Here is a 13095-nt window from a genome sequence, read left to right as displayed (position 1 = left end):
TCTTGATCCGCTCCAGAAGTCCCCGTGGAGCTGGGACTGGCGTTTGGCAAGCCGCCATGCGTTAATTTGCATCTTGTATAAAGGCGTAAGCGGTTCATAAAATGCATGGTTATGTATGCCTACTTACCGAAAAGGTAGAGCATGCAAAATATCGATGATAATCGTGGCACATTGTCCCTCTGGATCTCGGTCAGGATCGTAAATTGTCAGGCTCATGCCCAAGCATCCTGCGCTGGAAACAAGCGGAGAGAGGATCTGGACCAGATATTCGGGCGAGAGGCCGGGAGAACCCGGACAATCCACTGCGGGCATGATGGCCTGATCCATGACATCGACATCGAAATGGATCCAGAAACTCTGCTCAGGTTCGCGGAGAAGCACATCATGGATCCGCTGGGAAAGACCTGACGGACCGATCTTCTGGGCTTCAAAGATATCAACCTGTTCAATCGCAGTGTTTGCGATATCAGGCCAAACGAAATCGGGATCGTGACTTTCGCGCTCACCAATCTGGATGACGTTCGCATCCGAAACCAGCGGATCTGACACATCGGGCCAGGCGGTTAGAAGCGCCTCACCCCGCCCGGTTGCGAGCGCCAGATCCATGCCGGCCGCACCATTGAGAGCTGCTGCTGGATCGTAATTTCCCGGGTGCCTGAAGTCGCTGTGTCCATCGATATGGATCAGTGAAATAGGCCCGATCTGTCGGGCGCCTACCAATGCTCCAAGCAACAGGGAGCAGTCTCCTCCAATGACAAGCGCGAACTCACCTGAAGTGCAGACATTCCCAACTGTTTCTCCAAGGATAAGGTCATAAGCACGGATTGCGTGACCGTTCCGAATACGTGTCCCTTCCTGAGCCTCAGGAGAATAATCCGGTCTCGAAAGACTATGGAGGCAGCTGTAGTTCACGGCCTCCCCGAGGCCGGCATCCATCAGGGCTTCGGGAGCGCGCCATGTTCCGGGAACATGTCCCTTCTGAAGCGGACTGAGTCCAAGGTTTGATGGGGCGAGAACGAGTTGCATGGGATGTTCTTATGGCTTTGCTGTGTGACAGAACGGAAAGCTGCCTTTTAGAGAACCTGCACATTTTTCGAGGGAGTGTTCAGATAATGCTGTAATCTGGTCTCAAGTGAGCTGGCGTGAATTTCGAGCTTATACCCGTCTGGATCCAGAGAGTAGACAGAGTGTCCCTCGCTCCTGTTTTCTTTCCAGATTACGCTGTTGCTTATGAGTGTTTCGCTCATACTGGCAAAGGCGGCCTCGGAAACACTGAAAGCTATATGCGTATAGTCTGCATGCGGTGTCTGTCTCACCTGATCGTCGCGCGATAGGCATAATCAAAGGCTGCCGACTTTAAGATACGCGCCTTCTGCCCAGATTGCGCGTACCCTGCATCCCAGAATATCCCGATAAAACGCCAGGGAGTGCTGCACATCCGCTACGGCCTGAGTGATATGATTCAGTCCCAGAACTGTCATGCTTGACCTCATCAGATTTTTGCCAAGAAGTATGATATGTTTCCCTGGAAACCGACAAAGGGTTTAAGGGCGATATAGATCTGCGGCATGATGGTATCGCCGCTGTAGGCCATGACGATCAGGGTCGAGGCGTGGTGACCAAGGACCGGCGCCAGATGGCAATGGGAAAGATCGTCGGCACCATCATGGCATTGGTAGTATCGAGAAGGGCGACGCAGCCGATTAAGAAAGTCGGTTGTCAGAAAGGCTATGAGCGTGACGAGGAAGGCTGCCGCGTCTCCGAGAGAAAAGGCGTCGCAGGCATACGAGATCAGGAGGTCATTCAGCTAGGTCACGAAGCCCATCATAAAGAAGATGCCAGCAGCGACGCCAAGTGGTCCCAGTCTGTCAGGCATGGTCAGACTGTTATGTGAAGGTGGCTTGGAAAGAGCCACGTTAGGAGGGATCCGTAAGCCTTTGTGGGCAAGGACTATTATAAAGACGGTTGCACGCAGGGCAGGATCAATTGCCCAGCCCTGCGTCGCTGAGGGTCTTGGCGAGATTGTGGATCCAGATGTCATCCACAGGCCAGGCTGCAAGTCTGGCAGCCGTGAGAAGACCACCTCCGATCGGAGGTAGCAGTGGACGCGCAGGAGCGCCGCACGTTTCGGCAATCGCATTGCGCAGGAAAGCGCTCTGAAGGGTTCCACCTGCATAGCTCCAGGGGAGATCAGGGCAGAGCAGTTTGCGGCGGGCCGTCTGGATATTGAGCACAAGTTCCGCTGCAGCTTCCTGCATGAGCCTGCCTGCTGGCGCACAGTTCTCCTCAGCCAACCGGGCGACTATATGTGCGAGCGAGGCCACAGCAGAGCGTTCATGTGTCAGATTGGCGTACCAGTCCAGCAGGGCTGCGGCGCATTCAGCTGGATCGGACGATAGATCCAATGCCTTCTGAAACGGCGCCAAAAAATCCGTATCGACCGTGTTGCGACCATCGAGAATGGCCGTGATGACCCCAAGAGCCTTGCGTCCAATCCAGAAAGCGCTTCCTTCGTCGCCCAGAAGACTCCCCCAGCCTCCCACCCGGCAGGTCCGGCCGGCACCGTCTGTTGCCCATGCCATGGAGCCGGTTCCCGAAAGCAGAAGAACGCCTGCCTGTCCTGCAAAAGCGCCATTGCAGGCCATGTCCACATCATTGGTCAGAGAGTGGGGAATATCCCCCAGGGCCACATCAATCAGGCTACACTGATGTTGAGTGAATGTGGCGCTTTCTCCGGAACCAGCAAGGCCCAGACCAGCGGCTGCAACATGACCTGGAAGGCGGTCGAGCAACCCCAAGAGCGTTTCGCGCCATAAGGGTTGATCGAAAGGGTTGGAACCTCTGGCACGCCTGATATCGAAAATGGTACCGTCCTGACGCAGGACGACCATCAGGGTTTTGCTTCCCCCTCCATCCACGGCCACGATAGAGGGCTGAATCATGAAAGTATCCTAGAAAAACGCTGCTCAAATAACAGAATGACTATTATGTGGATATTCATGGATTTCTGACAGAGTGCTTCTGAACAGCCTTTTCTGTAATTTTCGGTTGGCCAGAACATGAGGCGTACCATGAGTTTCAGCTATTGGTAGCGGAATATGAGCACTCTCGAATGTCCTGAGCCAGCTTCTCAATCCGGTTTCTGTCGGCGTCCCACGCAAACATAAAGCGGGCAGCATCTCCTATGAACTCATAGAATAACCAGCCGCGCTTTCTCAGCCTCAATCCAACATCCGGCGGCATGGAAATGAAAACAGCATTGGCTTCAACAGGATAAACAAGCTGAATTTCTTCGATATCCTGAAGAAGTCGGCCCAGCAAACGAGCGGAACTGTTGGCATGTCGCGCATATTCAAGCCAGCGTCCGTCCTGCAGCATTCCAACCCAGGGAGCAGCAAGGAAGCGCATTTTCGAGGCCAACTGTCCCGCCTGTTTGCAGCGATAGTCAAACCCCCGCGCCAGATCACGGTCAAAAAACAAGACGGCTTCACCAATGCCCATGCCACCTTTGGTTCCACCACAGCACAGGACGTCAACGCCAACACGCCATGTCATGTCCGCAGGAGAACAGTTCAGAGCAGCCACGGCATTCGCGAAGCGTGCACCGTCCATATGCAGTTTCAGACCGAGTTCCCTGCAGGCTGTACTAATGGATTGAATTTCATCCAAGGTATAGAGCAGGCCGGTCTCAGTCGGCTGTGTAATGGTTACCACTGCCGGACGTGGAAAATGAATGTCATTCCGGCTCTTCGCGATGGCCCGGATTGCTATGGGAGTCAACTTGCCCCTATCGGTCGGAGCCGTAAGGATTTTCGCGCCATTTGAAAAGAACTCCGGAGCGCCGCATTCATCGGTTTCGATATGGGCGAAATCCGCTGCGATAATACTTTCGTAGGAGCGGCACAGGCTGGCAAGCGCAAGAGAATTCGCAGCTGTCCCATTAAATACAAAATACACATCGGCATCGTGCTCGAAAGCACTGCGTAGAGCATCAGCAGCGCGGGAAGTCCAGTCATCCTGTCCATAGGAGACAGCCGATCCCGCATTGGCTTCCATCATTGCGTTGAAAGCTGCGGGGCAGATACCTGCATAGTTGTCGCTGGCAAACTGTTGCGCTGTCATTGCACTCTCCTGGGCGCACAGGCTGAGCCGTAATCATCGAGAACATCCCCAACGGCTGCGAGAAGCATAGCCATGCCCTCACAGGGGATCTCCCCACTTCTCACCCGTTCATAGAGCTTGGGTAGAAACTGGCTTACCAATGGATCAGGAAGGCCCGTGTCTTCCAGAACGCCCAGAAGGTCACTTACAGCACGCTGTATGCGCGGGCGTGCCCAATAATAGCGGATGCGATCACTGTAGCCGTAGAGACGCAGCATATCGGCTTTTGCGGGATCATAATGCCCCTGCCAGAAAGACGGCTCTGCCTGCATCTCATCCTCCAGGACCTGTACGAGTGATACGCGGCCTGGCTGAAGAATTGAGGCCAGTTCATCAAGGCTGAAGAGGGCTTCCCGAAGTGCAAAGGTCAGGGCTGGACCGACTTTGAGCACTGAAAATCCGTCTTCGACAAGCGCACGGAGGTGACGGACTGTCTGGTAGTCTGTTGAATGAGCTTCGAAAACCATACCGGGGAGAGTACCTAGTGTGTCAACAAGGCCCTTGGCCTTCCCGGGTTGATAAAAGATTGTCTCCTCTGCGCTGAACTCGACGCCTGGCTGTACGACGAGCGCAATAACCCTACTCCAGACTTCATCGGACAATGTTCTGGAAAAAATCTCGCGTGTCATCGCCGCTGTAGAGCGTGCAGCTTGTCCGGTGGTGGGAATGAGATGATCCAGTGTCTCCAATGCGCCACCCGGGACAGGAACTTCGGTTCCGACAACATAGACCGGCTTTCCCGGAGCAACTGCTTCAGCCCTTGCTGCAAGGAGTGCGGCCCGTTCTGCAACAACTGCATCTGCAAGAACAGCAGGCTCTTCAGCACAGCCCATGCTCGTGTCAAGATGCAGCTTGAGGAAACCGGCAGCAGCATAGGATTCCACCATCTCTCCCGCGCGGACCAAGGCCTCGTTGGGAGGAAGGTGTTTCCAAGGGTTAGGACCCAGATGATCTCCGCCCAGAATAATGGAATCCATCGGACAACCGACCTTGGCTGCGATTGAAGCAATAAGGCTACAGAAGTCTGCCGGGGTCATCCCGGTATAGCCGCCTTCCTGATTGACCTGATTGCAGGTCGCCTCAATCAGGACCGGAGTTTTGTTGCTTGCGGCTCGCCGCAAGGCGGCTTCCAGAACGATGGGATGCGCAGAGCAGACAGAAGTGATGCCACAACGCTCATGTTTGGGAATGGCCGGATCATGGACCTGTTTTACCAGGTTTTTCAGAATGGCCGTCGGTTCATGCAACGGTCACGACCTTTGTGAGATGACGTGGAGCCAACGTATCCAGACCTTTCATTCTGGCGACGTTTTCGCCCAGCAACTGAAGGAGTGGCAAACAGACCAACGGTTCTGTAAGTGGCTCTCCCCCGACATCAAGCGACACATCCCCGGGGCCGCCAAGCCCCAGGACGCGTGCCCCCTTGCTCTGAACATCTGCGACAACAGCAGCCTCTTCGGAAGCGGTATCCGGATGATAAAGCATGACGACCAGCGAACGATCATCGATCAGGCTGATTGGTCCGTGACGGTATTCAAGCGGATGATGAGCCTCACTCTGGCTGAGGCTCATTTCCTGCATTTTCAGCGCTGCTTCACGTGCTACGCCATACAGGCTGCCGCCGCCAAGAAAAACGAAATGCGTCCGACCCGCAATCAATTTAGGCAGGAATTTCTCTCCGTTTACCAGAAGCTTCTCAGCTGCTTCAGTTGTCTGAGGACCAACCGAAACCCCAGCATATCGAAGCCCCATCAGCAACATCAGACTTGCGGATGCTGTCATGACAATCCCCTCTTCGGGATGTGTCTTTGCTTCCACCAGCCTGTCTGCCTCGTGGCATAAGGAACTGCCAGGAGCGCATGTGAAGGCAACGACCGGAACACCGTTCAGACGGCTCTTACGGGCTGCTGCGACTGTTTCCGTAGATTCTCCACTTCTGGACAAAGCAACCACCTCGACGGGGACTGATGACGGTACGTAGTTGTCTGAGCGGACGGTCCACTCATTACCTGGGACGGCCCGTGCCAGATGGCCTTGAATATTAAGGGTCGCAGCAATGGAATCCGCAATGTGAACGGATGTGCCACAGCCGACGACAATCTGCATTCTGCCAGGTTCCGGGTCTATCCTCTTCAGGTCAAGTTCGTTCCAAAGGGGAAACTGTTCGCGTATTCCGCGTTCTGTCGCATTCATGGCTGTATTTCCCTTACCAGGAGAGATGGGTGTCCGGTTCACTCAGAATTTCATGTGTGCATTTGAAGAAGTAGGGTTCGGGTTAAATGTCTTCGCTTTCATCATGGATGCCTGCTCCGGAAACATAGCTGCACGACAACTCCGTCTGAGCCAGACGTGACACCCATTCTTCGTCCAGATGATCGTCTGTGATGACATGGGTGACATCGTCGAGCGTCCCTACTCTAAATGTTGAATGCTTGCCGAATTTTCCGCTGTCCATCAGCAGAAATCGCATTGTTGAGTGGCGCAACATCGCTGCATTCAGACTGGCCTCATCACTATCAGGGGTAGCAATGCTACCGTCGGGCTGTACGGCACTGGCTCCAAGAAACAACTGGTCGAACCACAAGGCTTCAATGCTACGTTCAGCCAGGGGGCCAACAATACTACGGTTCTCGTTACGGACCCGTCCGGCCAGAAGTGTCAGCTGGATTCTGGGTGTATCGAGCAGGGCATCAACAATTGCCACACTGTTGGTAAATACGGTTAATGGGATGGGGTGCAGTCGTAGACGCTTTGCAAGCTGCAGGACCGTCGTTCCAGAATCCAGAAAAATTGATGTGTTCTCGATCAGCCGTTCATAAGCAGCGTCAGCAATTGCTCTTTTGGTGGCCAAACGATGACTTTCGCGGGCGTGGAACCCGACTTCAGCGTTTCCTGAGCCAATAATTTCAGCGCCTCCATGTGTCCGGCGTACATATCCCTGCTCCTCAAGGCGCTGAAGGTCCCGGCGAATGGTTGCGACTGAACTCTCTACCACTTTGGCCAGCTCCGTCACGCTTGTTATCCCGTGGCGATAAAGATGGTGGCGAATTTGGGCGAGGCGATCGGGCTGCATAGGAACTCCGGTTCAGAAACGGACCTGATAATGGCACCGTTTCCGGCGGCTCTCAAATTCCACTCTAAATTACGATCATGTCAAGACTTAAGTTGATCGATAATGATCGAAAAAATCTCGAATCGAAGCTTTAATTTTTTTTCGTAAGGAAAAGAAACGAAAAAACCCCTAAATATCAGGCTATCCGGGCAAGAATCTCATTCACTCAAAGATTTTTATTGATCGTTTATGAATGTTTTGTTGTTGCAATCATAATCGGCTGCATGGTTATCCTGAGACCACCATCAACGGAGTGGTCCAATGCGTTCTTCTATCAACTGCTCGGCTCTTCCCGGATCAAGGTCGCTTCGTCTCTTTCAGCTGACTGGCATGACACTCCTGTGTTCGACTGTTCTGACAGCACCAGGCCTTGCTAAGACGACGACATACAAGCCTCTGCACAACAGGGCGGGGCCAGCACTGAAAGCCGCTTCCACCTCTTCAAAGGCATCTCCCAGAAAGCAAGCAGTAGATGCAAAGGCTTCCGAAAGCATTCACGTCGTTGCAGCTGTCACATCCACCGGGGTCACGAATACGACCCCGGGTGGGGGACTCTTGCCGCCAGAAACTGCGGCAAAGGCCCAGCAATCAGTTACGCGGGATTTTATTGCCAAACAGGCGGCAACCAGCAATCCGATCTCCCTGGTTCAGTATACGCCGGGAATTACGCTTTCGAATGCTGATGCTTTTGGTCAGTCCGATCAGAGCAGCTTTTATATGCGTGGTATGAGCCAGACCTCTGTTGGCTACACATTCGAAGGGATCCCGATCGCTGATCCTTCTTCTTATGCCCCTTTTACGTCCGAGGCATCCGATACAGAAAATATCAGCAAAATTACTGTGCAGCAGGGTGTGGCTGACATTTCTTCCCCCGTCTACAACTCGGTTGCAGGTGCTATCAAACAGTATTTGTCGGATCCGGAGAGTCGTCTCGGTGGCAAGGTGAACGTATCCTACGGCAATCATCAGCTTGCGCGCGAATTTGTACGATTTGATACCGGGGAAATCGGTCACAGCGGCGTGAAGGCGTTTGCATCCTATTCCTATGGAACCAATGCGCAGTGGCTTGGTCCGGGTCGGGATCGCCGCTCTCATATTGATGCCAAGGTGATGAAGGAATGGGGAGAAGGAAACAGTGCACGCGTGTTCATGACCTGGACCGAGCAGAGTTTTCCATTCCTGCTGAGCATTTCCAAGTCGCAGTGGAAGCAAACCGGGCGTTCTGCAGCTTATTATGATCCAACTTACACTCCAGGCGACGTCAATTACTATAAGCTGAATTCAGAAGAGCGTCATTCGGTTGTTATCGGCGCGCCGCTTGTCTTTAATCTCGGGCATGGCCTGACGTTTACCAGCGAGCCTTATTACGTCCATCTGCACGGAGCAGGAAACAATGGCCAGGATCAGGCTGAGGAAGGCTACAATGGTACCCGACCAACAGGAAATTTAAACATTCCGGGTGCCGTTGATGGGTCGGCTGCCATACAGGCCGTTGATAATTTCAATCAGCATACGGCTGGATTTAATAATGTCCTGTCCTGGAAGGCAGGTCATAATGAATTGCAAGCAGGGTACTGGTACAATTATTACAACCAGACCGAGCAGGCGCCGTTTTCAGTTATTGGACCGAATGGGACTGCCGAAAATTTCTGGGGGAAATATCCAATCAGAGATCAATATGGCGATGCAGTCATGCAGTTCAATATTCATCTGATCCAGCAGCTGAATTCGCTTTTCCTGTCTGATACTTACAAGATGTTCAATGACAAGCTAACCCTGAACGCAGGGTTGAAGTTTGTCATGATGTCTTATAAATCCACGAATCTCATCCCAGGTGACGACTATAACTATGGCCGCAGTGATGCGCAGCCCCTGCCGCAGATTTCAGCGTCCTATCAAATCACGCCCCATGATCAGATTTACTTTGATGCTGCAACAGCATTCCGTGAACCGTCTGGTATTCTGGTATATGGCAATTACTGGGATGCGGGTTCACCCCAAATCGATCTGGCACACTCAACCGGCCTGAAGCCAGAATACTCGATTTCGGAAGAAATTGGCTATCGCCACACCGGTCTGATCAATATTACGGCTTCTCTGTTTAACTACAATATGACTAACCGTCAGAGCTCAGTGACGGCTTATACAGGGGGACGTCTGGTCTCGCAGTATGTCAATGCGGGTGGGCAGACTTCACGTGGCGCACAGCTTGCAATCGGCCTGCGTCCCTGGCACGGCTTAAGTCCATATGCCTCTTTCCAGTACCTGCATGCAACGATGGACAATAATCTTCCGGACGGTACGGACTACATCCGAAGCGCTGGAAAAATCGCCATTAACAGCCCCGCTTATACGGTAAATTTCGGCCTTTCTTACGACGACGGTCATTTCTTCGCCAATGGCTATATGTCTTACGTTGGATCCCAGTATTCGACGTTCATGAATGACGAGAAGATGCCAGCATATGCGATTGGAAATGCGACGCTTGGTTATCGCTTCAAAAAAATCTGGTTTGCCAAGTCACCACAACTTCAGGTTAACGCCCTTAACCTCACAGATAACAAATATCTTGCCTCTGGTGGGGGAGCGTTCAATGCTCACCCAGTCAAAGGGGTCTTTGGCTCGACGCTTAAGGGAAGCTCACCGCTTTATACTGTGGGCGGTGGTTTCGGTCTCGTCTTTTCGATGTCTTCAGGTTTTTGAAACATGGCTGTTTTTTTCAGGAACGCGCTCATTGCGACCCTTCTCACAACCAATATCCTGATGCCAGCCCATGCTGCCAGACAGGAAACTGGTATTCTCTCACCAGGACCAACATACGCTGATATGATCACCAGCAATGGCTCACTAGGCAACAATGTTGTCAAACTGTCCTGGCATCAGAACAATGAAACTCTGGATAAGGCGAGTTTTATTGATGTCATTCATGGGCGAATAGTTTCATTGGTTTCTCTTTTTACGATTACTTTAGCGGATGGCGAAAAAATCTCGAACGAAAGTCTTCACCAAACGGACCAGCCGTATGAGGAGGCTCTTTTGCCTGCGCCGGGGTCTGCGCGTGCAGCGGATCATTTGGACGGGAAAGCAGTCGTTGCGCATTTTTCTGATCCCAAAGGCCGTTTTACTGCGACATGGCGCGTTGAGCAGCGCAACGGTTCACCCTATCTGCGCCAAAGTCTGACTGTTATTCCGGTGAAGACGGCTCTTCACCTGAAAACTGTTTCGCTATTCGACGCCCATACTGATGTCGGTGAAGTCATCGGAGACGTGCAAGGATCACCTGTTGCGATCGAAGACAGCTATTTTGGAATCGAGAGCCCCCTTGCGGATAGCCTCGTATTCAATGGGCAGTCACGACTCAGTCTTTCTCAGGTTCTTCCTGTCCCTGTTGGCCATGAACTGACGGTTTCCGCTGTGGGTGGTATTGTTCGGCATGGGCAGATGCGCCGGGATTTCCAGATTTATGTAGAACGCGAGCGTACGCATCCTTACCGGCCGTTCCTGAACTATAACTCCTGGTACGATATCGGCTATTTCACACCTTACACGCAAAAAGATGCAGAAAATCGCATCAGTCGTATTGGTAAAGAACTGGTCCGCAAACGGGGAGTTAAGCTCAATTCGTTTCTGTTTGATGATGGCTGGGACGACAGAAGTGGCCAGTGGAATTTCAGCAAGGATTTTCCGGAAGGCTTTCGTCCTCTTTGTGCTCTTGCGTCATCTTACGGGGCTGCTCCAGGCGTGTGGCTTTCTCCATGGGGCGGTTATGGTAAGCCCAAGGAGATACGAGTAGCTCATGGTCGCAAGCTGGGTCTAGAGATACAGGACGGCGGATTTGATCTGTCGGGACAGCGTTATTTCGCTGGGTTTCATAAGGCTGTAATGACGCTTCTGACCCAGGACTGCATTAATCAGTTCAAATTCGATGGTACGGGGAATGCGAGTCAGGTTGCCAAAAATAGTGTCTTTAACAGTGATTTTGATGCGGCAATTCACCTTATTGCTGATATCTATAAGGCCAGGCCTGACACCTTTATTAACCTGACAACCGGCACATACCCATCTCCGTTCTGGCTGCGCACGGCAGACTCAATTTGGCGCGGAGGTGAAGATGATATGCTTCGAGGTGTCGGTACCAAGCGCCAGCGCTGGATCACATACCGTGACTCCGATACCTATCATAATATCGTAGTCAAGGCGCCGCTTTTCCCCCTGAATTCACTGATGCTGCATGGCATCATCTACGCACAGAAAAATCAACGTCTGAACGACGACCCGGGAGATGATTTTCCTGACGAGGTTCATTCCTTTTTCGCCACAGGTACGGACGAGCAGGAGCTCTATGTAACGCCTGATCTTCTGAAAACCGAGGACTGGGACGTTATTGCGGATACGGCAAAATGGGCACGAGCCAATGCGGAAATTCTGAAAGACAGTCATTGGGTCGGTGGTGATCCAGGGCGACTGGAGCCTTATGGGTGGGCTGCATGGACGCCACAGAAGGCTTTTCTGACCCTGCGCAATCCAGATCAGAAACCTCGCTCGATACTTATTGAACCCCGTAATGTACTGGAAATTCCTTCCGATGCCCCAACGCATTATGCGGTACGTGCACTCTGGGCGAAATCTACCATCCCCAAAAGCCTGGATGCTGACCATCCACTTTTAATCCAGTTAGCGCCTTTCGAGGTGATGACACTCGAACTTACACCATAAGGTCATCATGTCCCTTACTCGTCGTTCTACCGTTGCGCTGGGCCTTTTCTCTCTTGGGCATCACCTGATCAAGCCTGTTTGTGCTGTGGAGTGTCGGGTAGTGAGCCCAGATGGGCGAGCGCACAGCTTTACTCTCCATCCAGAAGGCTGCCGTCTGGATGGAGTGCCGATGCAAATTCGATCAGGCGAAATGCATCCTGCGCGTATTCCGCGGGAAGAGTGGCCGTCGCGCATTGCAATGGCAAAGGCCATGGGCCTGAATACCATCAGTATTTATCTGATGTGGAATACTCTTGAGCGTTCGCCCGGGCATTTTGATTTCCACACGGATAGATGCAATTTCCCGGCTTTCATACAGCTCTGTCAGGATGCCGGTCTTTGGGTTTTCTTCGTCCTGGTCCTTATATCTGCGGGGAGTGGGACTTGGGAGGGCTCCCGGCCTATCTTCTCTTCGATGAAGATATTTCTTTGCGAACACGCGATCCACGTTTTCTGAAAGCCTGCCAGCGGTACATCACAGCAATCGCCTCGTCCATCAGGCCTTATCTGGCTGCGAATGGCGGCCCTATCATCATGATACAGGTCGAAAACGAATACGCGTCTTTCGGAAGCGACAGGATATATATGGTCTGGGTCCGGGAAGCGTGGATTCAGGCTGGTATTCCCGGGCCGTTTTCTACAGCAGATGGTCTGCCCCAACTAACTGAAAGACGCACCAATTTGCCGGGATGTGCCATTGGTCTGGATGGAGAAAACGATATTTCAGGTACAAAGAGTATTAGCACACAGGACCCCGCCTGGATCAGCGAAGCCTATCCTGGCTGGCTGACGCACTGGGAAGATAAAGACCTGGCACGCGTCGAATTCACCAAGGATTTTTCTGCAATAGTGGCGAAGGGTCTGTCGTTCAACCTGTACGTCGTACATGGTGGGACGAATTTCGGCTTTGGAGCTGGCGCCAATGCCCATCGGGATGGTTCGGGGTTTCAGCCGGTCATTACAAGTTACGATTATGATGCGCCGATTGATGAAGCTGGACGCCCGACGAAAAAGTATTATGCATTCCGCAATCTCCTGATTGACCATGGGGACTGCAAGGATCTGTC

General features: G+C 52.5%; 9 protein-coding genes and 2 pseudogenes. 4 read left to right on the top strand and 7 right to left on the bottom strand.

Features of this window, described 5'->3' with window-relative positions; all coding sequences use genetic code 11:
- Positions 1–123 precede the first annotated feature (123 nt).
- Entirely contained in the window at positions 124–1026 is a 903-nt protein-coding gene (locus GMO_RS11540) for an arginase family protein (RefSeq protein ID WP_008852598.1), read from the bottom strand.
- A 47-nt stretch (positions 1027–1073) separates the two neighbouring features.
- Positions 1074–1481: pseudogene (locus GMO_RS14995) on the bottom strand (VOC family protein).
- A gap of 131 nt (positions 1482–1612) precedes the next feature.
- Here GMO_RS14995 and GMO_RS11530 point away from each other — a divergent pair.
- Positions 1613–1894 (top strand): hypothetical protein, encoded by a 282-nt coding sequence (locus GMO_RS11530; RefSeq protein WP_040509417.1) that lies wholly within the window; start codon positions 1613–1615, stop codon positions 1892–1894.
- A gap of 88 nt (positions 1895–1982) precedes the next feature.
- Here the strand turns inward: GMO_RS11530 and GMO_RS11525 are convergent, their stop codons facing one another.
- From GMO_RS11525 to GMO_RS11505, 5 genes are all read right to left on the bottom strand, one after another.
- On the bottom strand, positions 1983–2942 hold the full coding sequence (locus GMO_RS11525) for an N-acetylglucosamine kinase (RefSeq protein ID WP_040509416.1): 960 nt from the start codon (positions 2940–2942) through the stop codon (positions 1983–1985).
- Positions 2943–3078: 136 nt separating this feature from the next.
- Positions 3079–4122: a threonine aldolase family protein gene (locus tag GMO_RS11520; RefSeq protein ID WP_008852595.1), complete on the bottom strand. Its 1044-nt coding sequence runs from the start codon at positions 4120–4122 to the stop codon at positions 3079–3081.
- Positions 4119–5408 (bottom strand): class II D-tagatose-bisphosphate aldolase, non-catalytic subunit, encoded by a 1290-nt coding sequence (locus GMO_RS11515; RefSeq protein WP_008852594.1) that lies wholly within the window; start codon positions 5406–5408, stop codon positions 4119–4121. Before GMO_RS11515 ends, GMO_RS11520 begins: the two co-directional genes overlap by 4 nt.
- A complete protein-coding gene (locus GMO_RS11510; RefSeq protein WP_245528483.1) occupies positions 5401–6267 on the bottom strand; it encodes an SIS domain-containing protein in 867 nt (288 codons plus the stop codon). Before GMO_RS11510 ends, GMO_RS11515 begins: the two co-directional genes overlap by 8 nt.
- A 169-nt stretch (positions 6268–6436) precedes the next feature.
- On the bottom strand, positions 6437–7234 hold the full coding sequence (locus GMO_RS11505) for a DeoR/GlpR family DNA-binding transcription regulator (protein WP_083813666.1): 798 nt from the start codon (positions 7232–7234) through the stop codon (positions 6437–6439).
- A gap of 300 nt (positions 7235–7534) precedes the next feature.
- Here GMO_RS11505 and GMO_RS11500 point away from each other — a divergent pair, with 300 nt between their 5' ends.
- From GMO_RS11500 to GMO_RS14990, 3 genes and pseudogenes are all read left to right on the top strand, one after another.
- Positions 7535–9976, top strand: a complete 2442-nt coding sequence (locus GMO_RS11500) for a TonB-dependent receptor (RefSeq protein ID WP_008852590.1) — start codon at positions 7535–7537, stop codon at positions 9974–9976.
- Positions 9977–9979: 3 nt separating this feature from the next.
- Positions 9980–11989 (top strand): alpha-galactosidase, encoded by a 2010-nt coding sequence (locus GMO_RS11495; RefSeq protein WP_008852589.1) that lies wholly within the window; start codon positions 9980–9982, stop codon positions 11987–11989.
- Positions 11990–11996: 7 nt separating this feature from the next.
- Positions 11997–13006: pseudogene (locus GMO_RS14990) on the top strand (beta-galactosidase); the annotation flags it as partial.
- Positions 13007–13095 lie beyond the last annotated feature (89 nt).

This window comes from Gluconobacter morbifer G707, assembly GCF_000234355.1.
GTDB lineage: Bacteria > Pseudomonadota > Alphaproteobacteria > Acetobacterales > Acetobacteraceae > Gluconobacter > Gluconobacter morbifer.
Note: the sequence above shows the minus strand (reverse complement) of the source record. Positions and strands in the feature narration are given on the sequence as shown.

Bases quoted from the DNA above. Each gene is read 5' to 3' on its own strand.
- GMO_RS11540 (WP_008852598.1), bottom strand. From the start codon at position 1,026: ATGCAACTCGTTCTCGCCCCATCAAACCTTGGACTCAGTCCGCTTCAG.
- GMO_RS11525 (WP_040509416.1), bottom strand. From the start codon at position 2,942: ATGATTCAGCCCTCTATCGTGGCCGTGGATGGAGGGGGAAGCAAAACC.
- GMO_RS11520 (WP_008852595.1), bottom strand. From the start codon at position 4,122: ATGACAGCGCAACAGTTTGCCAGCGACAACTATGCAGGTATCTGCCCC.
- GMO_RS11510 (WP_245528483.1), bottom strand. From the start codon at position 6,267: ATGCAGATTGTCGTCGGCTGTGGCACATCCGTTCACATTGCGGATTCC.
- GMO_RS11505 (WP_083813666.1), bottom strand. From the start codon at position 7,234: ATGCAGCCCGATCGCCTCGCCCAAATTCGCCACCATCTTTATCGCCAC.
- GMO_RS11500 (WP_008852590.1), top strand. From the start codon at position 7,535: ATGCGTTCTTCTATCAACTGCTCGGCTCTTCCCGGATCAAGGTCGCTT.
- GMO_RS11495 (WP_008852589.1), top strand. From the start codon at position 9,980: ATGGCTGTTTTTTTCAGGAACGCGCTCATTGCGACCCTTCTCACAACC.